Raw genomic sequence first — 21,229 nt, 5'->3', positions numbered from 1 at the left:
CGCGGCGTCAGTTGTGGCCGAAGCGCTTCTGCTTGCTCTTGTGGGCCATGTCCAGCGGGCTCGGCGACTGCGAGGTGCGCTCTTCCGGCGTGGCCTCGGCCGAACTGCGTTCCTGGCCGCCCGAACGCGGTTGCTGCTTGGCGGGCTGCTTCTGGTTCTTGTTCTTGGCCATGGAATGCCTCCGTGGGGGGTGTAGGGGCCAGGGCCGCCTTCACACTCACACACGCCCACAAACACCGCATTTTGGATCATTGCCGTGCACGGAGGGGGTCCCTTTCGAGGCCCCCTGAGAGATACGCCACGCCGATGATCGAGTTCCGGCCGTCAACGCCCTTGCGGTCGGGCAGACTCGGGGAAAACCTGTCGAGGACCCCCACGGAAGAGGGTGGAACGCGTGGACCGCTGCGTCGTCCTGGTGGACGCCGGATACCTGCTGGGGGCCGCCGCGAGCCTCCTCGCCGGGGAACCCTCCCGCTCCCGCATCACCGTCGACCACTCCGCCCTCATCCAGGGCCTGCGCGAACGCGCCGAGGCCGACACCCAGCAGCCCCTCCTGCGGATCTACTGGTTCGACGGCGCCCCCGACCGGGTCCCCCAGCCCGAACACCGCCGGCTGCGCGTCATGCCCCGCGTCACCGTCCGGCTGGGCGCCCTGACCCGCAGCGACGGCCGCTGGGCGCAGAAGGGCGTCGACGCCGCCATGCACGCCGAACTCACCGAACTCGCCCGCAACCGGGCCTGCTCCGACGTGGTCCTCGTCACCGGCGACGGCGACCTCCTCCCCGGACTGATGTCCGCCAAGGAACACGGCGTCGCCGTCCACCTCTGGGCCGTACAGGCCGCCGACGGGGACTACAACCAGTCCGAGGACCTCGTCGCAGAGGCCGACGAGCGCCGCGTGCTCGACCGCGCCTGGATCACCCGCGCCGTCCGCGCCCGCGACCTCGCCGGACTCTGCCCCCCGCCGCCCGCCCCCCGCCCCGAGATCGCCGCGATCCTCTCCGCGCCCCTGCCCGAGGCCGCCCTGGCCGAGGCCGCCCGCAACGGCGCCCCGGCCGCCCCCGGGGCCCGCCCGAACGGAGCACCCGTACCGGCGCCCGCCACCGAAGGGGCCAAGCCCGTCCCCACCCCCAAGGACCTCGCCGCACTCCGCGCCCCCGCCCCGGTCCCCGCCGCCGCACCGGCCGCCCACAACGCCGTCAGCCCGGCCGGCAGCGCCCTGCGCTGGTCCTCCGACAAGGGCTGGATCGACCGCGCCGGCCCGCTCGGCGAACCGGCCGAGACCGCCTCGCTGCCCACCCTCGCCCAGCTCACCAGCGCCGAGCAGCGCTGGGCCGACCGCGAGGAGGACATCACCACCGTCGGCGGCGACCCCTTCGAGGTCGGCCAGGTCTTCGCCCGGCGCTGGATGGAGCGCCTCCCGGAAGCCGCCCACCTGCAGAAACTCGCCACCATGTACCCCCGCGTCCCCCACCGCATCGACGGGGAGCTGCTCCGCTACGCCGCCCGGTTCGGGCTCCTCGCCCACAAGGACGACCAGATCGACGAGCACGACCGCTACGCCATCCGTGCCGGGTTCTGGAGGGAGATCGACGTGCGTGCCGCGGCCGAGCACGTCGGCGGCCCGGCGTCCGCCGTACCCGGGGGGCCGATGACCCCGGCGGCCGAGTAGGGCCGGAAGCCGCGTAGGCTGCTCCCTCGTGAGTACGGGCACAGCACAGGCAGGAACGACCACGGCGGCGGCCGCCGGAGCCGCTTCGGACGTGGTCTGCGCGGTGCGTGACCTGGTCAAGACCTACCCCGCCGTACGCGGCCGGCGCGGGGCCCCCGCCCTGCCCGAGACCCGCGCCAACGACGGGATCTCCCTGGAGGTCCGGCGCGGCGAGGTCTTCGGCCTGCTCGGCCCCAACGGCGCCGGCAAGTCCACCCTGGTCCGCCAGCTCACCGGCCTGATGCGCCCGGACTCGGGCAGCGTCACCCTCCTCGGCCACGACCTCGTGCGCCACCCCGACCGGGCCTCCCGGCTGCTGGCCTACCTCGGACAGGAGTCCACCGCCCTCGACGAGCTCACCGTCGCGCTGGCCGCCGAGACCACCGGCCGGCTGCGCGGGCTCGGCGCGCGCGAGGCGCGGGCCGCACGGGACGGCGTACTGGAGGAGCTCGGGCTCACCGCGATCGCCGAGCGCCCCCTCAAGAAGCTCTCCGGCGGACAGCGCCGGCTGGCCTGCTTCGCCGCCGCACTGGTGGGGGAGCGGCCGGTCCTCGTCCTCGACGAGCCGACCACCGGCATGGACCCGGTGGCCCGGCGGGCCGTCTGGGAGGCCGTGGACCGCCGCCGCCTCGCCCAGGGCGCCACCGTCCTGCTCGTCACCCACAACGTCATCGAGGCCGAGACCGTCCTCGACCGGGTCGCCGTCGTCGACCAGGGCAAGGTCATCGCCTGCGACACCCCGGCCGGCCTCAAGGCCCAGGTCTCCGACGAGGTCCGCCTGGAGCTGGTCTGGCGCACCGCCCCGCCGCTGGACGTGCCCGAGGTCGCCGAGCTCGCCCCGAAGGCCGCCGAGTCCGGCCGCCGCTGGGTGCTGCGGCTGCCGCAGGACGAGGCCCGCGCTGCCGTCGCCGCCGTCACCGGCGGCCCGGCCTTCGCCGCCCTCGACGATTTCACGTTGGCCACGCCGAGCCTGGAGGACGTGTACCTCGCGCTGGGCGGCCGGATGAAGGGTCTGGTCAAGTCGTGACCACCGCTGCTGTCCCCGTCGGCGTCCTGGCTCCGAAGGCGCGGCTGTTCCCCGCCCTCGCCGCCGTCTACCGGGCCCAGCTGTCCCGGGCGCGGGTCGCCCGGATACCGCTGCTGTTCGTCGCCACCTTCCAGTCCGTCGGGATCATGATCCTGATGCGGGGCGTCGTCGACGGGGGCGGCGGCTCGGAGGCCCGGGCCGTCGTCGCCGGCTCCTCCGTCCTCGTCGTCGCCTTCGTCGCGCTGAACCTGCTCGCGCAGTACTTCGGGCAGCTGCGGGCCGGCGGCGGCCTCGACCACTACGCCACCCTGCCCGTGCCGCCCGCCTCGGTGGTGCTCGGAGCGGCCGCCGCCTACGCCTCCTTCACCCTGCCGGGAACGCTGGTGACGGCCGTGTTCGGCTGCGTGCTGTTCGGCCTGCCGATGGGCGGGCTCTGGATCCTCGCCGCCGTCGTCCCCCTGGCCGGGGCCGCGCTCGCCGGACTCGGCGCCGCGCTCGGGCTGCTCGCGCCGCGCCAGGAGCTGGCCACGCTGGCCGGGCAGCTGGGCATGTCGGCGGCGCTGCTGCTGGGAGTGCTCCCGGCGGAGCGGATGCCGGACGTCATCGTCTGGGCGCGGGACCTGCTGCCGTCGACGTACGGGGTCGAGGCCCTCGCGGAGACCTTCGCCCCGCACCCCGACTGGACGGCCGTCCTCCTCGACCTCGGAGTGTGCGCGGCCGTCGGGGTGCTGTCCCTGACCGTCGCCACCTGGGCGTACCGGCGGGCCGCGGTCCGCTGACGCCGGTCGCCGACGCCGGCCGCCGCCGCACCTGGCACGATGTGGGGGTGACCGAAGCCGTGACCCCGCAGCAGCAGCCGACCGTCCCCCCGCTCCCCGAGCCGGAGGCCGCCGTCACCCCGGCGGACATCCGCGACGGGGCCGCCGTCACCCTGGTGGTGGGCGTGTCCGGGGTGCTCCTCGGGCTGCTGTGGATGTGGCTCGCGCCGCGCGTGCAGTACGTCTCCAACGGTGAGGCCGTCTTCCTGCGCAACACCGAGAGCGAGGCGCGGATCGGCGCCGACGGGACCTTCTTCCTGCTGGCCCTCGGGCTCGGCCTGCTCAGCGCGGTCGGCGTGTTCCTGTGGCGCCGCCGCGGGGGCGTCCCGCTGGTGATCGGGCTGGCCGTCGGGGCCTGCTTCGCCTCCCTGGTGGGGTGGCGGCTCGGGCTCTGGCTGAGCCCCGGCGCGGACGTCCCGGCCGCCGCCGCCGAGGCGGGCAAGGGCGTACCGTTCGACGCGCCGCTGCAGCTGCTCGCGTACGGGGTCCTGCTGGTGTGGCCCATGGCGGCCGTCGCCGTACACCTGGCCCTGACGGCCCTGTGGGGCCCGCGCGACCCCGAGCCGAAGCCCTGGGAGGGCGCGTACCCCCCGCCGCACGTGCATTCCACGCCTTCTTGACGCGCCGCTCGCACGGCTCGGCGCCTGGGCGCCTCCCCGGCTTCGCGCCGCTGCGCCGGACTCCGTCCGGCGGGGCCGGGGCGGGGGCGGGGCCACGGGCCGTGGCCGGGGCCGGTGGGTCGTGTGCGGGTGGTGTGCCGCTGCGCGGGCCTTGGTCCCCTACCCGCCCTTCGCCCGTTCCCCGGGGCTGCGCCCCGGACCCCCCTGGGGCTGCGCCCCGGACCCCGCGCCTCAAACGCCGGCGGGGCTGGAATTCGCCGGCCCGGGTCGGTAACCCCAGCCCCGCCGGCGCTTGAGGCGCGGGCGCGGAACGCCGGACTCTCTCAAGCCGCGTCGGCGTTTGAGGCCTGGGGGTCCCCCCGGACGGAGTCCGGGGGAGGTTGAAGGGCGGGGAGGGGGCAGCCCCGCGCAGCGGGACGCCCGCACCCGGGACATGCCGGCCAGGCTACGGACGGCCGATCGGGGCGATCACGGCCCCGGTCAGGGCGGCCAGGTCCGTGGGGGACAGCTCGACCTCAAGGCCCCGGCGGCCCGCCGAGACGCAGATCGTGGCGTGCCCCGCCGCCGAGGCGTCCAGCACCGTCCGCAGCCGGCGCCGCTGCCCCAGGGGGGAGATGCCGCCCCGCACGTAGCCCGTGGTGCGCTCCGCCAGCGCCGGATCGGCCATCGCCGCCCGCTTCCCGCCGACCGCGCCCGCCAGGGCCTTCAGGTCCAGCGAGCCCGACACCGGGACCACCGCCACCGTCAGGGCCCCGTCCACGTCGGCGACCAGGGTCTTGAACACCTGCTCCGGGGAGACGCCCAGCGCCTCGGCGGCCTCCTCGCCGTACGAGGGGTGCGCGGGGTCGTGCTCGTAGGAGTGGGTGGTGAACGCCACGCCCGAGCCGGTGAGGGCGGTGATGGCCGGGGTGCCGGCCGACTGCGGCTTCTTCTTCGCCATGGCCTCAGTTCGGGCTCGTCGGGGTACGGGTCAGGTCCACCGCCGGCAGCGACGGCAGGTGGCGGATCACGGCCGTCTCGGTACGGAGCAGCTTCAGCTCCTCCGCGAGGCGCGTCGCGGTGTCCGGGGCCTGGAGCAGGCGCTGCTTCGACGGGGTGTCCAGCACGGCGGCGGCCGCCACCAGGTACGACACCACCGACGGCTCGTCCGGCAGGTCCGACGCCGGGGCCAGGGACCGCTCACGGGCACCCGCCAGCCGCTTCTGGTAGTTGCGGAAGGCCCGCAGCACCCCCTCGGACAGGGCGCCCGCGCCGTCGCCCGCGTCCTCCGCGAGCTCCTCCAGCTCCGCCACCAGGAACGGCCCCGACGCGTCGACCGACAGGAGCCGCACCCGGGTCGTGCCGGTGGCCAGCACCTCGAAGCTGCCGTCCTCCCGCTCCCGGATCGTCGCCGCGTCCGCGATGCAGCCCACCCGGTGGAACGCCTGGATCGGGTCGGCGCCGAAGCCCGCCGCCGGGCCCTTCTCGGGCAGGGCCGTCTGGTCCGGCAGTCCGGGCGCGGTCGGGGCGACCTCCCGGCCGTCGCGGATCGCGACGACCGCGAACCGGCGCGGCTGGTCCTCCCCGGACTTCAGCAGCTCGCGCATCATGGCGCGATACCGCTCCTCGAACACGTTCAGCGGCAGCACGAGGCCCGGGAACAGCACCGAGTTGAGCGGGAAGAGGGGCAGGCGAACGGTGGTCACGAGGCACAGGGTAGTGGCCGGACGGCCCGGGCCGTCACCCGTTAACCCCGCCTCAGCAGCCGCGACGCGCCCGCCGCCACCGTCGTGGCCAGGATCCAGCCCAGCAGCACCAGCGCCGCCGAACCCCACTGCCAGCCGCCCTCCAGCTTCCACTGCCCCTGCTGGCCGAGATCGATCACCGGGAGCAGCAGGTCCAGCGCGTACAGCGCCGCGTCCCACTGCGGATGCTCGTCCGCCTTGATCGGCGCCGGCTCGTGCCGCAGGAACAGCAGGGTGCCCGCCGCCCACAGCACCGCCATCCACAGCGCCGCCCGCCCCGGCCGGTACCCGTACACCACCGTCCAGTCCTGGAGGTACCCCCAGGCCTTCGCCGCCGGCGACAGCGTCGCCCGGCGGCAGCGCTGCTTCGCCACCAGCACCTCGCGGGCCCCGGAGTCCTCCCCGCCGGCCCGCAGCACGGCGGCCAGCCGCTCGTACGGCTCGGGCGAGTACTCGGGGGTGGCCGCCTCCAGCCACTCCAGGCGGCGGGAGAGCGGGAAGTGGCCCCGCGGCGCCAGCTCCTCGTAGACGAAGCCCTCCATCGACACCCGGCCGCGCCCGGGCCAGCTCGTCGACCGGTCGACGAGCTTGACCACCTTCGCCCCCGAGACCACCACCCGGCCCAGCTCCGGCGCCTCGCCGACGAACCGCAGCTCGGGCGTCTGGACCCGCCGCAGCGACACCTCCTGGTCCGCGCGCAGGTCGAAGCGGGCACCGTAGAAGTCGGCCGAGTCGCCGAACCGGCCGTCGTCCAGCCGCAGCCCGCCCCGGCACTCGAAGTGCTGCACCGGACCGCCCGTCGTCGGGGTCTGGCCCCAGTCGTAGGGGCGCTCCGGGTCGCTCGTCGGGGAGGACAGGCCGATCGACGTCAGGTACAGGGTCCGCTCGACGGTCAGCGTCGGGGCGTTCAGCGCCCGCCGGCCCTGGCGGTTGCTCAGCCGGGCACCGCGCAGGCTCATGGAGGCGCCCACCTTCGCCCCGCGCAGGCTCACCTCGCCGTGGGTCTCCAGCATGTCCGCCTGCAGGTCCTGCGCCACCGCCAGCCCGTCGGCGGCGATGGCCCGGCCCCGGTTGTCCCGGTGGACCACCGCGTGGCTGAGCAGCAGGTCGGTGCCGATCTGCGCGTCGGTCAGCCGGATCCCGCGCGCCACCCGGCAGCGCGCCAGGTGCAGATCACCCTCGGTGTGCAGGCGGGCCCCCTCCAGCCGGGGCACCGCGCAGTTGTCGAGCCGGAGCGTGCCGAACCGGGTCTCCGACACCTGGACCTCGCCGTCGAAGCGGCACGCGCGGATCTCCACGTACGGAGCAACCGCGGCACCGGACAGATCCAGCCGCCCGGTGATCTGCGCCCCGCGCAGCTTCAGCCGGCCCACCCGCCCCGGGACCGGCGCGGGCCCGGCCAGCAGCAGGTGCGCCACCACCTCCGCCCGGACCCGGCGCTCGGGCCCCCAGGCCCGCCCCGAGTGCGGATCGTCCAGGCCGGCCTCGCGTGCGCCGAGGTCGCAGACGGTGCCCGCGCGGAAGGCCTCCCACATCCGCTGTTCGGCCCCGGTCAGGCCGTCCGGCCGTCCGTCCCCCTGTGCTTCGGTCACGGCAGCCCCCCGCTGTCATTCACGTGTACGAGAACGCTAAGGGGCGGCGGTGACGTCCGGGGCGTGTATCAGCCAGTGATACGGGCGGACGGCGGTGGGAGGCGGTCTGAGAGAATTGGGAGGTGATCTCTCGTATCGACCTGCGCGGTGACGCCCTCCCCGAGGGCGGCGCCCTGCGCGACCTGCTGCCCCGTGCCGAGTTCGACGTGGAAGCCGCCCTGGAGAAGGTGCGGCCCATCTGCGAGGACGTCCATCATCGCGGCACGGCGGCGCTGATCGAGTACGCGCAGAAGTTCGACGGGGTCGAACTCACGCAGGTCCGGGTGCCGGCGGAGGCCCTCAAGGCCGCCCTGGAGCAGCTGGACCCGGCCGTCCGCGCCGCCCTGGAGGAGTCCATCCGGCGCGCCCGGATCGTGCACCGCAACCAGCGCCGCGGCGAGCACACCACCCAGGTGGTCCCCGGCGGCACCGTGACCGAGAAGTGGGTTCCGGTCGAGCGCGTGGGCCTGTACGCCCCCGGCGGCCGCTCCGTGTACCCGTCCTCCGTCGTCATGAACGTGGTCCCGGCCCAGGAGGCGGGCGTCGAGTCGATCGCGCTCGCGTCCCCGCCGCAGAAGCCCGCTTTTGAAGGTGATCCTGCCGGCGGGCTGCCGCACCCGACCATCCTGGCGGCGTGCGCGCTGCTCGGCGTGGACGAGGTGTACGCGGCCGGCGGTGCCCAAGCCGTCGCGATGTTCGCGTACGGAACGGACGAGTGCGCCCCCGCGAACATGGTGACCGGCCCCGGCAACATCTGGGTCGCCGCCGCCAAGCGCTACTTCACCGGAAAGATCGGCATCGACACCGAGGCCGGCCCCACCGAGATCGCGGTCCTCGCGGACTCGACGGCCGACCCGGTCCACGTCGCCGCCGACCTGATCAGCCAGGCCGAGCACGACCCGCTCGCCGCCGCCGTCCTCGTCACGGACTCCGCCGAGCTCGCGGAGGCCGTCGAGAGGGAGCTGGAGCCGCAGGTCGCCGCGACCAAGCACGTCGAGGACCGGATCAAGCCCGCCCTGGCCGGCAAGCAGTCCGCGATCGTGCTGGTCGACAGCCTGGAGGACGGCCTCAAGGTCGTCGACGCGTACGGCGCCGAGCACCTGGAGATCCAGACCGCCGACGCGGCCGCCTGGGCCGCCCGGGTCCGCAACGCCGGCGCGATCTTCGTCGGCCCCTGGGCACCCGTCTCCCTCGGCGACTACTGCGCCGGCTCCAACCACGTCCTGCCCACCGGCGGCTGCGCCTGCCACTCCTCGGGCCTGTCCGTGCAGTCCTTCCTGCGCGGCATCCACATCGTCGACTACACGCGCGACGCCCTCGCCGAGGTCACCCACCACGTGGTGACCCTGGCCGAGGCCGAGGACCTGCCCGCGCACGGCGCGGCCCTCAAGGCCCGCTTCGGATGGAAGGTGCCGAACCAGTGACCGGGATTGACGACCTCCCCATCCGGGACGAGCTCCGCGGCAAGACGCCCTACGGCGCCCCGCAGCTCGACGTGCCCGTCCAGCTGAACACCAACGAGAACCCGTACGAGCTGCCCGAGCCGCTGGTGCGGCGCATCGCCGAGCGCGTCGCCGACGCCGCCCGCACCCTCAACCGCTACCCCGACCGGGACGCGGTCGAGCTGCGCACCCAGCTGGCGGCCTACCTCACCCGTACGGGCAAGCACCCCGTCGCCAAGGAGAACGTCTGGGCCGCCAACGGCTCCAACGAGGTCCTCCAGCAGCTGCTCCAGACCTTCGGCGGCCCGGGCCGCACGGCCATCGGCTTCGAGCCCTCGTACTCGATGCACGCGCTCATCGCGCGCGGCACCGGCACGGGCTGGATCTCCGGCCCGCGCCGCGACGACTTCACCATCGACGTGGAGGCGGCGGAGCGGGCCATCGCCGAGCACGCCCCCGACGTCGTCTTCATCACCTCGCCCAACAACCCCACGGGCACCGCGGTCGAGGCGGAGACGGTCCTCGCCCTCTACGAGGCGGCGCAGGCCGCCAAGCCCTCCCTGGTCGTCGTGGACGAGGCCTACGTGGAGTTCTCGCACCGCGACTCCCTCCTCCCGCTGATCGAGGGCCGCCCCCACCTGGTGGTCTCCCGGACCATGTCCAAGGCCTTCGGCGCCGCGGGCCTGCGCCTGGGCTACCTGGCCGCGCACCCCGCCGTCGTGGACGCCGTACAGCTCGTACGCCTGCCGTACCACCTGTCCGCCGTCACCCAGGCGACCGCGCTGGCCGCGCTGGAACACACGGACACCCTGCTCGGCTACGTCGAGCAGCTCAAGGCCGAGCGGGACCGCCTCGTCACCGAGCTGCGGGCCATCGGCTACGAGGTCACCGAGTCCGACGCGAACTTCATCCAGTTCGGGAAGTTCGAGGACTCCCACACCGCCTGGCAGAAGATCCTCGACCAGGGCGTCCTGGTCCGGGACAACGGCGTGCCGGGCCGGCTGCGGGTCACCGCCGGCACGCCGGCCGAGAACGACGCGTTCCTGGAAGCGGTTCGCGCACTGAAGAAGGAGCAGCAGGCATGAGCCGCATCGGACGGGTCGAGCGCACCACGAAGGAGACCACGGTCCTCGTCGAGATAGACCTCGACGGCACCGGCAAGGTCGACGTCTCGACGGGTGTCGGCTTCTACGACCACATGCTCGACCAGCTCGGCCGCCACGGCCTCTTCGACCTCACGGTCAAGACGGACGGCGACCTGCACATCGACAGCCACCACACCATCGAGGACACCGCCCTCGCGCTGGGCGCCGCCTTCAAGCAGGCCCTCGGCGACAAGGTGGGCATCTACCGCTTCGGCAACTGCACCGTCCCGCTGGACGAGTCCCTCGCCCAGGTGACCGTGGACCTCTCCGGCCGCCCCTACCTCGTGCACACCGAGCCCGAGAACATGGCGCCGATGATCGGCGAGTACGACACGACGATGACCCGGCACATCTTCGAGTCCTTCGTCGCGCAGGCCCAGATCGCCCTGCACATCCACGTCCCGTACGGCCGCAACGCCCACCACATCGTGGAGTGCCAGTTCAAGGCCCTCGCGCGCGCCCTGCGCTACGCGGCCGAGTTCGACCCGCGCGCCGCCGGGATCCTGCCCTCCACGAAGGGCGCCCTCTAGCCGTGAACGGCCTGAACACCATCCTGATCGTCCTCGGCCTGTTCCTGGCCGGGGGCGTCTACTCCTTCCAGAAGCAGAAGATGCCGAAATCGGTGATCATTCTGCTCGCCCTCGGCTCCGTGATGTGTCTGGCCGCGGGAGTCCTGCGAATCCAAGGAATCTGGGAATGAGCGCCAAGAAGAACGTCGTCGTCTTCGACTACGGCTTCGGCAACATCCGTTCCGCCGAGCGCGCCCTCGCGCGCGTCGGCGCGGACGTCGAGATCACCCGCGACTACGACAAGGCCATGGACGCCGACGGGCTCCTCGTCCCCGGTGTCGGCGCCTTCTCCGCCTGCATGAAGGGCCTCAAGGACGCGCGCGGCGACTGGATCATCGGCCGCCGGCTGTCCGGCGGCCGGCCCGTCATGGGCATCTGCGTCGGCATGCAGATCCTCTTCGAGCGCGGCATCGAGCACGGTGTGGAGACCGAGGGCCTCGACGAGTGGCCCGGCACCGTCGGCCCGCTGAAGGCCCCCGTCGTCCCGCACATGGGGTGGAACACCGTCGAGGCCCCGGCCGACAGCCAGGCCTTCGCCGGGCTGGACGCCGACGCCCGCTTCTACTTCGTGCACTCCTACGCGGCCCACGACTGGACGCTGGAGGTCACCAACCCCCGGATCAAGGGCCCCAGGGTCACCTGGGCCACGCACGGCGAGCGGTTCGTCGCGGCGGTGGAGAACGGTGCCCTGTGGGCCACCCAGTTCCACCCCGAGAAGTCCGGCGACGCCGGAGCCCAGCTCCTCACCAACTGGATCGAGACCCTCTGATGCCGAACACGCTTGAACTGCTCCCCGCGGTCGACGTCCGCGACGGCCAGGCCGTACGCCTCGTGCACGGCGTGTCGGGCAGCGAGACCTCCTACGGCTCCCCGCTGGAGGCGGCCCTCGCCTGGCAGGCCTCCGGCGCCGAGTGGCTGCACCTCGTCGACCTGGACGCCGCCTTCGGCACCGGCGACAACCGCGCCCTGGTCGCCGAGATCACCCGCGCCATGGACATCAAGGTCGAGCTGTCAGGCGGCATCCGCGACGACGCCACGCTCGCCGCGGCCCTCGCCACCGGCTGCACCCGCGTCAACCTCGGTACCGCCGCCCTGGAGACCCCCGAGTGGGCCGCCAAGGCCATCGCCGAGCACGGTGACAAGATCGCCATCGGTCTCGACGTGCGCGGCACCACCCTCAAGGGCCGCGGCTGGACGAGCGAGGGCGGCGACCTCTACGAGACCCTCGCCCGCCTCGACTCCGAGGGCTGCGCCCGCTACGTCGTCACCGACATCGGCAAGGACGGCACGCTGACCGGGCCCAATCTGGAGCTGCTGAAGAACGTCTGCGCCGCCACCGACCGGCCCGTCGTCGCCTCCGGCGGCGTCTCCTCCCTGGAAGACCTGCGGGCCCTGTCCGAGCTGGTCCCCCTGGGTGTCGAGGGCGCCATCGTCGGCAAGGCCCTGTACGCCAAGGCCTTCACGCTGGAAGAGGCCCTGGAGGCGGTCCGCGCATGAGCTCCGCAGAAGTGCGCCGGATCTCCTCCGGCGGCCCCTACGAGGACGCGATCGGCTACTCCCGCGCCGTCGCCCTCCCCAACGGCCTGGTGCTGGTCTCCGGCTGCACCGCGGCCGACGCGGGCGGCCCGTACGACCAGACGGTCAAGGCGTTCGAGGTCGCCTTCAAGGCGCTCGCCGAGGTCGGCATGGCCGCCGAGGACGTGGTCCGCACCCGGCTGTACCTCACCCACGCCCGGGACGTGGACGAGGTGGGCCGCGCCCACAAGACCCTCTTCGACGCCGTCCGCCCCGCCGCCTCCATGATCATCGTCAATGGCTTCGTCGACCCGAACATGGTCGTCGAGGTGGAGGTCGAGGCGTACAAGGAGGTCGCGCGATGACCCTCGCCGTACGAGTGATCCCCTGCCTGGACGTGGACAACGGCCGGGTCGTCAAGGGCGTCAACTTCCAGAACCTGCGCGACGCCGGCGACCCGGTGGAGATGGCCAAGCTGTACGACGCCGAGGGCGCCGACGAGCTGACCTTCCTCGACATCACCGCCTCCTCCGGCAACCGCGAGACCACCTACGACGTGGTGCGGCGCACCGCCGAACAGGTGTTCATCCCGCTCACGGTGGGCGGGGGCGTCCGCACCGCCGACGATGTCGACAAGCTGCTGAGGGCCGGCGCCGACAAGGTGGGCGTCAACACCGCCGCCATCGCGCGGCCCGAGCTGATCCAGGAGATCGCCGAGCGCTTCGGCCGCCAGGTCCTCGTCCTGTCGGTCGACGCCCGCCGCACCGGGTCCGGCTCCTTCGAGGTCACCACCCACGGCGGCCGCCGGGGCACCGGCATCGACGCCGTCGAGTGGGCGCACCGCGCGGCCGAACTGGGCGCCGGGGAGATCCTGCTGAACTCCATGGACGCCGACGGCACCAAGGACGGCTACGACACCGAGATGATCGCCGCCGTCCGCAGGCACGTCACCGTCCCGGTGATCGCCTCGGGCGGCGCCGGCAAGCTGGAGCACTTCGCGCCCGCCATCGGCGCGGGCGCCGACGCGGTCCTCGCCGCCTCGGTGTTCCACTTCGGCGACCTGCGCATCGGCCAGGTCAAGGAAGCCCTGCGCGAGGCCGGCCACCCGGTTCGATGAGCCTGGCGACCGCCCGGGCCGCCCCCCGCGGGGCGGCCCGGGCGGCCGGCCCGTCGCCCCGCCCGGTGAGCCGGCGGACGGAGTCCGGCGCAGCACCGCGAAGCCGGGGAGGCCCGCCAGGGCCGAGACGTGCGAGCGGTGCGTGAGGAATCAGATGCCCAGCTGGGCCACCGTCAGCTTCGCGACGGCCTCCTTCTCGCCGTCCAGCTCCACCGCGGCCGAGTTCTGCCGGCCGAAGCAGAACAGCGTCAGCTCGCCCGGTTCCCCGGTCACCGTCACCACCGGCAGGCCCTTGTGCGCCACCGCCGTGCGCCCGTCCGGGCGGCGCAGCACCAGGCCCACCGGCGAGCGGCGGCCCGTCAGCCGGGCCAGCTTCTCCAGCCGGGACCAGAGCGCGTCCGAGAACACCGGGTCCAGGGTCCGCGGTGACCAGTCCGGCTGCGCGCGCCGCACGTCCTCGGCGTGGACGTAGAACTCCACGGCGTTCGCCGCCTCGTCGATCTGCTTCAGCGCGTACACGGACAGCTTCGGCGGGCCGGTGCGGATCAGCTGGATGAGCTCCTCGTACGGCTTGGCCGTGTACTCGGCCATCGCCCGGTCGAGGCGGTCCTTCAGCACGTTCAGCAGCAGCCCGCCCGCCGCGTCCGGACGGCGCTCGCGCACGACCACGTGCGCCGCCAGGTCCCGGCAGGTCCAGCCGTCGCACAGCGTCGGCGCCTCCGGTCCCGCCGCCTCCAGGAGGTCCGCCAGCAGCAGTCGTTCACGCTTCGCATGGGTAGACATGCCGACCAGCCTACGGCCGGGGCCCGCCGCGCGGCTGCCCACCAGGCGGACGGTGATCCGTAACAGGTCATTCCGCGCGGCACAATGGGGCCCATGAGTACGTCCTCCCTCGACCCCGCCGTCGCCGCCCGCCTCAAGCGCTCCCCGGACGGCCTGGTCCCGGCCATCGCCCAGCAGTACGACACCGGTGAGGTGCTCATGCTCGGGTGGATGGACGACGAGGCCCTGCACCGCACCCTCACCACCGGCCGCTGCACCTACTGGTCCCGCAGCCGGCAGGAGTACTGGGTCAAGGGGGACACCTCCGGCCACTTCCAGCACGTGAAGTCCGTCGCCCTCGACTGCGACGCCGACACCGTGCTCGTCAAGGTCGACCAGGTCGGCGCCGCCTGCCACACCGGCGCGCGCACCTGCTTCGACGCCGATGTCCTCTTCAGCGACGCCAGCTAGTTAGGGTCCCACTCCATGGATCTCGAGACGTTCCGCAAGCTCGCGGCCGACCGCCGCGTCATCCCCGTGAGCCGCCGGCTGCTCGCCGACGGGGACACACCCGTCGGGCTCTACCGGAAGCTGGCCGCCGAACGCCCCGGCACCTTCCTGCTGGAATCCGCCGAGAACGGCCGTTCTTGGTCCCGCTACTCCTTCATCGGCGTCCGCAGCGACTCCACCCTCACCGCCAAGGACGGCCAGGCGCACTGGATCGGCACCCCGCCCGTCGGCGTCCCCACGGACGGCGACCCCCTCGACGCCCTGCGCGCGACCGTCGAGGCCCTCCACACTCCCCGCGACCTCGCGGGCGGCATGCCGCCCTTCACCGGCGGCATGGTCGGCTACCTCGGCTACGACATCGTCCGCCGCCTGGAGCGCATCGGCGACCACGCCGAGGACGACCTGGAGCTGCCCGAGCTGACCATGCTCCTCACCTCCGACCTGGCGGTCCTGGACCACTGGGACGGCACGGTCCAGCTGATCGCCAACGCGATCAACCACAACGACCTGGACTCCGGGGTCGACGAGGCCTACGCCGACGCCGTCGCCCGGCTCGACGCCATGGAGGCCGACCTCGGGCGGCCCGCGCCGTACGCCCCGGCCCCGCTGCCCGCCTCCGAGCTGCCGGAGTTCTCCGCCCTGTGGGGCGGCGAGAAGTACCAGGCGGCCGTGGAGGACGTGAAGGAGCGCATCCGGGCCGGCGAGGCCTTCCAGGTGGTGCCCTCGCAGCGGTTCGAGACCCCCTGCCGGGCTTCCGCGCTGGACGTCTACCGGGTGCTGCGGGCCACCAACCCGTCCCCGTACATGTACCTCTTCCGCTTCGAGAACGGCTTCGACGTGGTCGGGTCCAGCCCCGAGGCGCTGGTCAAGGTCGAGGACGGCCGGGCGATGGTCCACCCGATCGCGGGCACCCGGCACCGGGGCGCGACCCCGCAGGAGGACAACGACCTCGCCGAGGAGCTGCTGGCCGACCCCAAGGAGCGCGCCGAGCACCTCATGCTCGTCGACCTGGGACGCAACGACCTGGGCCGGGTCTGCGAGCCGGGCTCCGTCGAGGTCGTCGACTTCATGAGCATCGAGCGGTACTCGCACGTCATGCACATCGTCTCCACCGTCACCGGCCGCGTCGCGGAGGGCAGGACCGCCTTCGACGTGCTCACCGCCTGCTTCCCCGCCGGCACCCTCTCCGGCGCGCCCAAGCCGCGCGCCATGCAGATCATCGAGGAGCTGGAGCCCTCCCGGCGAGGCCTGTACGGCGGCTGCGTCGGCTACCTGGACTTCGCGGGGGACTCCGACACGGCCATCGCCATCCGCACCGCGCTGCTGCGCGACGGCACGGCGTACGTGCAGGCCGGGGCGGGCGTGGTCGCGGACTCGGTGCCGGAGCTGGAGGACCGCGAGTGCCGCAACAAGGCCGCCGCCGTGCTCCGCGCCGTCGGAGCGGCGAACCGCCTCCACCGCGCCTGAGGCCGTAAGGGATAGTGGGGTACGTGAGTGCCGTACCCCACCCCCCCAGCGAGGCCGAGGCCCCCGACAGCAGCACCGGCCGCCGCACCGTGGCCGTCGCCCTGCTGCTCGGCGCGCTCGGCGCCACCGTCGTCCTGCTCGCCTCCGGCCGCACCTGGGCCCGGGGCAGTGCCTCCATCGGGGGCGGGACCCTGGCCCTGACCGCGGACGGCCGGGCCGTCACGGGCCTTCCGGCGGCCCTGGCCATCGTCGGTCTCGCGGCCCTGGTCGCGGTGTTCGCCGTACGCGGCCGGGGGCGGCTGCTGGTCTCCGGGCTGCTCGCGCTGAGCGGCCTGGGTGCGGCCCTGGCCGCGGTGGCCGCCGCCGACGACCGCCGCGCGCTGGACGAGCGGGCCGCCACCGCGACCGCCGACACCGCCGCCCGGGTGGTGGAGCTGACCCATACGGCGTGGCCGTACGTCACTGCCTCCGGCGCTGCCCTGATCCTGCTCGCGGGACTGCTCGCGCTGCGCTTCGGCAGCGGCTGGCCCGCGATGGGAGGCCGCTACGAGCGCGACGGGACCCCCCGCGGGCGCACCCCGGCCCCGGTGGACCCGGACCGGCCGGAGGACCTGTGGAAGGCGCTGGACCGCGGCGAGGATCCCACCCGCTAGACACTCACCGGACGGGCCCGCCGGAGATCGCCACCCACTGGAGAAACCGGCGGCGTCGTGCGGGACAATGACAGCGAGCGTGCGGTACCGCACGCGAGACAGAGCAACGAGGAGCAACTCATGGCGGGCACGAGCCACGGACACACCCCGGCCGCCTGGACCGGTGTCGTCATCGCCTTCATCGGTTTCTGCGTATCCGGCGCTTTCATGGTGCTGGCGAACCCGCTCGGGTTCTGGGCGGGCCTGGTCGTCGTCGCGCTCGGCGGTGTGGTCGGCATGGCGATGCGGGCCGCCGGCATGGGCACGCCGAAGTCCCCCCACCGCGACCTCGCCGAGGTCATCGCCGCCAACCGGGTTCCCGCCAAGGTCTGAGCGCGATCCCGCGGGTCTGCCGGTCCGCTGTTCGAAAGGCGCGGCCCCGTCGGGCTGCGCCTTTTGTCATGAGCGGAGAGAATCAGCGCGTGGACGCCCCTCGTACCGACGCCCCGCACGCGGGGTCCTGGGAGCCGCTGCCGTCCGGCCAGGCGCCCGTAGGGGCCTCCAGGGCCCGGCGGCTGGCCGCCCCCGTGCTGACCCTGGCCGGGGCCGTGGCGGCGTTCGCGTACGTGGGCGCCGTGGACCCCAACGAACCGGGGCACTATCCGGTCTGCCCGCTGTTCCGGCTGACCGGGGTGCTGTGCCCCGGCTGCGGCGGCCTGCGCAGTGCGCACGCCTTCGCCACCGGCGACCTGGCGGCCGCCCTGGGCGCCAATGCCGTGGCGGTGGCCGGCTACCTCGTCTTCGCCGCCTTCGCGGCCCTGTGGCTGCTGCGGGCCTTCCGCGGCGGCCCGGTCCCCCGGATCGCCCTGAGGCCGGCGTACTGGTGGGGCATCGGGGCCCTGGTGCTGGCGTTCTCGATTGTCCGGAACCTCCCGTTCGGTTCCGCCCTGGCTCCCTGACCCCGGCGGAGGCCTTGCGGGAACTACGGGAAGGCCATATTCCGAGTGTCCAGTCCCTGGGAAACCGAGAAGTCCGTGCGGAGGCCTCGGCGACCTGCGGATACCATTTGAGTGCTGACCTTGCAGTGGAACGTGTCTGCAAGGCGGCCGACCGTCATCAACCCGGAAGGGGGCCGCTCGCGTGAGTGTGCTCGACGAGATCATCGAAGGGGTCCGCGAAGACCTTGCCGAACGGCAGGCCCGCGTGAGCCTCGACGAGCTCAAGGAGCGTGCCGCCAAGGCGCCCCAGGCCAAGGACGGCGTCGCCGCCCTGCGTGGCGACGGCGTCAAGGTGATCTGCGAGGTCAAGCGTTCCAGCCCCTCCAAGGGCGCGCTGGCCGCGATCGCGGATCCGGCCGGGCTCGCCGCCGATTACGAGGCAGGCGGGGCGGCGGTCATCTCCGTCCTCACCGAGCAGCGCCGCTTCGGCGGCTCGCTCGCGGACCTGGAGGCCGTCCGCGCCCGCGTGGACATCCCGATCCTGCGCAAGGACTTCATCGTCACGGCGTACCAGCTGTGGGAGGCCCGCGCCTACGGCGCCGACCTCGTGCTGCTGATCGTCGCGGCCCTGGAGCAGGAGGCCCTGGTCTCCCTCATCGAGCGGGCCGAGTCCATCGGCCTCACCCCGCTCGTCGAGGTGCACGACGAGGAGGAGATCGAGCGTGCCGTCGCCGCCGGCGCCAAGATCATCGGTGTCAACGCGCGCAACCTGAAGGACCTCAAGGTCGACCGCTCCACCTTCGAGCGGGTCGTCGGAGAGATCCCGCCCCACATCGTGAAGGTCGCCGAGTCCGGCATCCGCGGACCCCACGACCTGATCGCCTACGCCAACGAGGGCGCCGACGCCGTCCTCGTCGGAGAGTCCCTGGTCACCGGCCGCGACCCGAAGGCGGCCGTGGCCGACCTCGTCGCCGCCGGCGCCCACCCCGCCCTGCGGCACGGGCGGAGCTGACCACTCCCATGCCTCCCGCCTCCTCCTCCGTCCGCACCCGGCCGGGCCACGGCCCGGCCGGCGTGCCGACGGCGCACGCGCCGCTGGCGCGCGGCTGCCGCCCCCGCGGCTGCCGCGCCCCCGCCCGCCGCGTGCACGGCAGGCGGGTGCGCTACGTGATCGGGTCCGAGCCCGGACAGGTCAACGGCATGCGATGGCGCGGCACGCCCGCGTCGTGACGGAGGCCCTCCCGGCCCGGTACCCCTGACGTACCGGCCGCGGGCCCCTCGTACGGTCCCCGCCCCCTCGTGGGCGCGGGCCGTCCCCTCCGTACGCCTCCCACCCCTCAGCGGGGTGCGCGGGCGGCGGACCGGCGGCGCAATACGGTGCATCCAGCCCGCGTCGAGCGAAGCCTCGCATTCCGTACCCGTAGGAGTAGTGGCACATGTCCACCAGCTCGTTCTTCATCCCGGACCCGGAGGGTCACGTCCCCAACGCCGAGGGCTACTTCGGTGACTTCGGCGGCAAGTTCATCCCGGAGGCCCTCGTCGCCGCCGTGGACGAGGTCGCCGTCGAGTACGAGAAGGCCAAGGGCGACCCGGCCTTCGCCGCCGAGCTCAACGACCTCATGGTCAACTACACGGGCCGGCCCAGCGCCCTGACCGAGGTTCCCCGGTTCGCCGAGCACGCCGGCGGCGCCCGGATCTTCCTCAAGCGCGAGGACCTCAACCACACCGGCTCGCACAAGATCAACAACGTGCTGGGCCAGGCGCTGCTCACCAAGCGCATGGGCAAGACCCGCGTCATCGCCGAGACCGGCGCCGGCCAGCACGGCGTGGCCACCGCCACCGCCTGCGCCCTCTTCGGCCTCGACTGCACCATCTACATGGGCGAGATCGACACCCAGCGCCAGGCCCTCAACGTGGCCCGCATGCGCATGCTCGGCGCCGAGGTCATCGCCGTGAAGTCCGGCTCCCGGACCCTCAAGGACGCCATCAACGAGGCGTTCCGCGACTGGGTCGCCAACGTGGACCAGACCCACTACCTCTTCGGCACCGTCGCCGGCCCCCACCCCTTCCCGGCCATGGTCCGCGACTTCCACCGCGTCATCGGCGTCGAGGCCCGCCGCCAGATCATCGAGCGCGCCGGCCGGCTCCCCGACGCCGTCGCCGCCTGCGTCGGCGGCGGCTCCAACGCCATCGGCCTCTTCCACGCCTTCATCCCCGACGCGGACGTCCGCCTGGTCGGCTTCGAGCCCGCCGGCCACGGCGTGGAGACCGGCGAACACGCCGCCACCCTCACCGCCGGCGAGCCCGGCATCCTGCACGGCTCCCGCAGCTACGTCCTCCAGGACGAGGAGGGCCAGATCACCGAGCCCTACTCCATCTCCGCGGGCCTGGACTACCCGGGCATCGGCCCCGAGCACTCCTACCTCAAGGACACCGGCCGCGGCGAGTACCGCGCGGTCACCGACGACGCCGCCATGCAGGCCCTGCGCCTGCTGTCGCGCACCGAGGGCATCATCCCGGCCATCGAGTCGGCGCACGCCCTCGCGGGCGCCCTCGACCTGGGCAAGGAACTGGGCAAGGACGGCCTGATCGTCGTCAACCTGTCCGGCCGCGGCGACAAGGACATGGACACGGCCGCCCGCTACTTCGGGCTGTACGACGGCACGGAGCCCGAGGGGGAGAACAAGTGAGCACCAGTGAGAACGCAGGCCGCCTGGAACTGCTGAGCGCGACCCTCGCCAAGGCCAAGTCCGAGGACCGCGCCGCCCTCGTCGCCTACCTCCCGGCCGGCTTCCCGACCGTCGACGGCGGCATCGAGGCCGTCAAGGCGATCATCGCCGGCGGCGCCGACGTCGTCGAGATCGGCCTGCCGCACAGTGACCCGGTCCTGGACGGCGCCGTCATCCAGACCGCCGACGACATCGCCCTGCGCGGCGGCGTCAAGATCGCCGACGTGCTGCGCACCGTCCGCGAGGCCTTCGAGGCCACCGGGGTCCCGATCCTGGTCATGACGTACTGGAACCCCATCGACCGCTACGGCGTCGAGCGGTTCACCGCCGAGCTGGCGGCCGCCGGCGGCGCGGGCTGCATCCTGCCCGACCTGCCGGTCCAGGAGTCCGCGCTGTGGCGGGAGCACGCCGCCAAGCACGGCCTGGCGACCGTCTTCGTCGTGGCCCCCAGCAGCAAGGACGAGCGCCTGGCGACCATCACCGCCGCCGGCTCCGGATTCGTCTACGCCGCCTCCCTCATGGGCGTCACCGGCACCCGCGAGTCCGTCGGCAACGAGGCCCAGGACCTCGTGCGCCGCACCCGCGCCACCACCGACCTCCCGGTCTGCGTGGGCCTGGGCGTCTCCAACGCCGTGCAGGCCAAGCAGGTCGCGGGCTTCGCCGACGGTGTGATCGTCGGCTCGGCCTTCGTGAAGCTGCTCCTGGACGCCCCCGACCTGCCGACGGGCCTGTCGGCCGTGCGGGCCCTGGCGGGCGAGCTTGCGGAAGGCGTACGCAGGTCCTGACCCCGGACGGGCCCAGGACGAGGTTCTGTAGCCCGATCGGGTGGATTCGGCAGCGGGGAGGCACGCGAGTGCCTCCCCGCTTCGTTT

At 73.6% G+C, this 21,229-nt stretch carries 26 protein-coding genes; 21 read left to right on the top strand and 5 right to left on the bottom strand.

The genetic code is table 11. The features are described from left to right. Nucleotides 1-7 precede the first annotated feature (7 nt). A complete protein-coding gene (locus tag ACZ518_RS13665; protein WP_469113214.1) occupies nucleotides 8-172 on the bottom strand; it encodes a hypothetical protein in 165 nt (54 codons plus the stop codon). A 213-nt stretch (nucleotides 173-385) separates the two neighbouring features. On the opposite strand from ACZ518_RS13665, the gene ACZ518_RS13660 reads away from it, so the two are divergent. Genes ACZ518_RS13660 through ACZ518_RS13645 form a run of 4 tightly spaced genes read left to right on the top strand, consistent with a single transcriptional unit; the run spans nucleotide 386 to nucleotide 4,176 of the window. Continuing rightward, nucleotides 386-1,672 carry an NYN domain-containing protein gene (locus tag ACZ518_RS13660; RefSeq protein ID WP_469113213.1) on the top strand — a complete coding sequence of 429 codons (1,287 nt, stop codon included), beginning with the start codon at nucleotides 386-388 and terminating at the stop codon, nucleotides 1,670-1,672. A 28-nt stretch (nucleotides 1,673-1,700) separates the two neighbouring features. Beyond that, nucleotides 1,701-2,738, top strand: coding sequence for an ABC transporter ATP-binding protein (locus ACZ518_RS13655; protein ID WP_469113212.1), 1,038 nt, complete (start codon nucleotides 1,701-1,703; stop codon nucleotides 2,736-2,738). After that, nucleotides 2,735-3,517: an ABC transporter permease gene (locus ACZ518_RS13650; RefSeq protein WP_469113211.1), complete on the top strand. Its 783-nt coding sequence runs from the start codon at nucleotides 2,735-2,737 to the stop codon at nucleotides 3,515-3,517. The genes ACZ518_RS13655 and ACZ518_RS13650 overlap by 4 nt, the downstream gene beginning before the upstream one ends. 41 nt (nucleotides 3,518-3,558) lie before the next feature. Beyond that, nucleotides 3,559-4,176, top strand: a complete 618-nt coding sequence (locus ACZ518_RS13645; RefSeq protein WP_469113210.1) for a hypothetical protein — start codon at nucleotides 3,559-3,561, stop codon at nucleotides 4,174-4,176. A 445-nt stretch (nucleotides 4,177-4,621) separates the two neighbouring features. On the opposite strand, the gene ybaK is transcribed toward ACZ518_RS13645, so the two are convergent. Genes ybaK through ACZ518_RS13630 form a run of 3 tightly spaced genes read right to left on the bottom strand, consistent with a single transcriptional unit; the run spans nucleotide 4,622 to nucleotide 7,492 of the window. After that, nucleotides 4,622-5,116 carry a Cys-tRNA(Pro) deacylase gene (ybaK, locus tag ACZ518_RS13640; RefSeq protein WP_469113209.1) on the bottom strand — a complete coding sequence of 165 codons (495 nt, stop codon included), beginning with the start codon at nucleotides 5,114-5,116 and terminating at the stop codon, nucleotides 4,622-4,624. A gap of 4 nt (nucleotides 5,117-5,120) precedes the next feature. Further along, nucleotides 5,121-5,861: an LON peptidase substrate-binding domain-containing protein gene (locus ACZ518_RS13635; RefSeq protein ID WP_469113208.1), complete on the bottom strand. Its 741-nt coding sequence runs from the start codon at nucleotides 5,859-5,861 to the stop codon at nucleotides 5,121-5,123. Between the two features lie 41 nt (nucleotides 5,862-5,902). Further along, a complete protein-coding gene (locus ACZ518_RS13630) occupies nucleotides 5,903-7,492 on the bottom strand; it encodes an oxidoreductase (protein ID WP_469113207.1) in 1,590 nt (529 codons plus the stop codon). Between the two features lie 122 nt (nucleotides 7,493-7,614). Between ACZ518_RS13630 and hisD the strand changes: the two genes are divergently transcribed. From hisD to hisF, 8 genes are read left to right on the top strand one after another with little or no spacing between them, the layout of a single operon-like run. Continuing rightward, on the top strand, nucleotides 7,615-8,955 hold the full coding sequence (gene hisD / locus ACZ518_RS13625; protein WP_469113206.1) for a histidinol dehydrogenase: 1,341 nt from the start codon (nucleotides 7,615-7,617) through the stop codon (nucleotides 8,953-8,955). Then, nucleotides 8,952-10,058 (top strand): histidinol-phosphate transaminase, encoded by a 1,107-nt coding sequence (locus ACZ518_RS13620; RefSeq protein ID WP_469113205.1) that lies wholly within the window; start codon nucleotides 8,952-8,954, stop codon nucleotides 10,056-10,058. The genes hisD and ACZ518_RS13620 overlap by 4 nt, the downstream gene beginning before the upstream one ends. After that, nucleotides 10,055-10,648, top strand: a complete 594-nt coding sequence (hisB, locus tag ACZ518_RS13615) for an imidazoleglycerol-phosphate dehydratase HisB (protein ID WP_007263577.1) — start codon at nucleotides 10,055-10,057, stop codon at nucleotides 10,646-10,648. Before ACZ518_RS13620 ends, hisB begins: the two co-directional genes overlap by 4 nt. A 2-nt stretch (nucleotides 10,649-10,650) precedes the next feature. Further along, a complete protein-coding gene (locus tag ACZ518_RS13610; protein ID WP_266838544.1) occupies nucleotides 10,651-10,818 on the top strand; it encodes a hypothetical protein in 168 nt (55 codons plus the stop codon). Then, the gene (hisH, locus tag ACZ518_RS13605; RefSeq protein WP_385770894.1) at nucleotides 10,815-11,456 is read left to right on the top strand and encodes an imidazole glycerol phosphate synthase subunit HisH; all 642 of its coding nucleotides are present in this window, start codon (nucleotides 10,815-10,817) and stop codon (nucleotides 11,454-11,456) included. Before ACZ518_RS13610 ends, hisH begins: the two co-directional genes overlap by 4 nt. Then, nucleotides 11,456-12,184, top strand: coding sequence for a bifunctional 1-(5-phosphoribosyl)-5-((5-phosphoribosylamino)methylideneamino)imidazole-4-carboxamide isomerase/phosphoribosylanthranilate isomerase PriA (gene priA / locus ACZ518_RS13600; protein ID WP_469113204.1), 729 nt, complete (start codon nucleotides 11,456-11,458; stop codon nucleotides 12,182-12,184). Before hisH ends, priA begins: the two co-directional genes overlap by 1 nt. Next, nucleotides 12,181-12,567, top strand: a complete 387-nt coding sequence (locus ACZ518_RS13595; RefSeq protein ID WP_469113203.1) for a RidA family protein — start codon at nucleotides 12,181-12,183, stop codon at nucleotides 12,565-12,567. Before priA ends, ACZ518_RS13595 begins: the two co-directional genes overlap by 4 nt. Then, nucleotides 12,564-13,319: an imidazole glycerol phosphate synthase subunit HisF gene (hisF, locus tag ACZ518_RS13590; protein ID WP_469113202.1), complete on the top strand. Its 756-nt coding sequence runs from the start codon at nucleotides 12,564-12,566 to the stop codon at nucleotides 13,317-13,319. Before ACZ518_RS13595 ends, hisF begins: the two co-directional genes overlap by 4 nt. 150 nt (nucleotides 13,320-13,469) lie before the next feature. Here the strand turns inward: hisF and ACZ518_RS13585 are convergent, their stop codons facing one another. Next, nucleotides 13,470-14,102: a TIGR03085 family metal-binding protein gene (locus ACZ518_RS13585; protein WP_469113201.1), complete on the bottom strand. Its 633-nt coding sequence runs from the start codon at nucleotides 14,100-14,102 to the stop codon at nucleotides 13,470-13,472. An 84-nt stretch (nucleotides 14,103-14,186) separates the two neighbouring features. Here ACZ518_RS13585 and hisI point away from each other — a divergent pair, with 84 nt between their 5' ends. The 9 genes from hisI (at nucleotide 14,187) to trpA (ending at nucleotide 21,142) form a co-directional block, all read left to right on the top strand. After that, the gene (hisI, locus tag ACZ518_RS13580) at nucleotides 14,187-14,552 is read left to right on the top strand and encodes a phosphoribosyl-AMP cyclohydrolase (protein ID WP_469113200.1); all 366 of its coding nucleotides are present in this window, start codon (nucleotides 14,187-14,189) and stop codon (nucleotides 14,550-14,552) included. Nucleotides 14,553-14,567: 15 nt separating this feature from the next. Further along, complete coding sequence (locus tag ACZ518_RS13575) at nucleotides 14,568-16,058, top strand: anthranilate synthase component I (protein WP_469113199.1); 1,491 nt, start codon at nucleotides 14,568-14,570, stop codon at nucleotides 16,056-16,058. Nucleotides 16,059-16,072: 14 nt separating this feature from the next. Beyond that, a complete protein-coding gene (locus ACZ518_RS13570; RefSeq protein ID WP_469113198.1) occupies nucleotides 16,073-16,711 on the top strand; it encodes a TIGR02234 family membrane protein in 639 nt (212 codons plus the stop codon). 120 nt (nucleotides 16,712-16,831) lie between these two features. Further along, nucleotides 16,832-17,083 carry an HGxxPAAW family protein gene (locus ACZ518_RS13565; RefSeq protein WP_469113197.1) on the top strand — a complete coding sequence of 84 codons (252 nt, stop codon included), beginning with the start codon at nucleotides 16,832-16,834 and terminating at the stop codon, nucleotides 17,081-17,083. Between the two features lie 68 nt (nucleotides 17,084-17,151). After that, nucleotides 17,152-17,649 (top strand): DUF2752 domain-containing protein, encoded by a 498-nt coding sequence (locus ACZ518_RS13560; protein ID WP_469113196.1) that lies wholly within the window; start codon nucleotides 17,152-17,154, stop codon nucleotides 17,647-17,649. Nucleotides 17,650-17,830: 181 nt separating this feature from the next. Then, nucleotides 17,831-18,640 (top strand): indole-3-glycerol phosphate synthase TrpC, encoded by an 810-nt coding sequence (gene trpC, locus ACZ518_RS13555; RefSeq protein WP_007263565.1) that lies wholly within the window; start codon nucleotides 17,831-17,833, stop codon nucleotides 18,638-18,640. Between the two features lie 8 nt (nucleotides 18,641-18,648). Beyond that, the gene (gene trpM / locus ACZ518_RS13550; protein ID WP_469113195.1) at nucleotides 18,649-18,858 is read left to right on the top strand and encodes a tryptophan biosynthesis modulator TrpM; all 210 of its coding nucleotides are present in this window, start codon (nucleotides 18,649-18,651) and stop codon (nucleotides 18,856-18,858) included. 206 nt (nucleotides 18,859-19,064) lie between these two features. Further along, nucleotides 19,065-20,318 (top strand): tryptophan synthase subunit beta, encoded by a 1,254-nt coding sequence (trpB, locus tag ACZ518_RS13545; protein WP_469113194.1) that lies wholly within the window; start codon nucleotides 19,065-19,067, stop codon nucleotides 20,316-20,318. Further along, entirely contained in the window at nucleotides 20,315-21,142 is an 828-nt protein-coding gene (trpA, locus tag ACZ518_RS13540) for a tryptophan synthase subunit alpha (protein ID WP_469113193.1), read from the top strand. Before trpB ends, trpA begins: the two co-directional genes overlap by 4 nt. The last annotated feature ends 87 nt before the right edge of the window (nucleotides 21,143-21,229 follow it).

It is taken from the genome of Streptomyces sp. NPDC033966, assembly GCF_055575955.1.
Note: the sequence above shows the minus strand (reverse complement) of the source record. Positions and strands in the feature narration are given on the sequence as shown.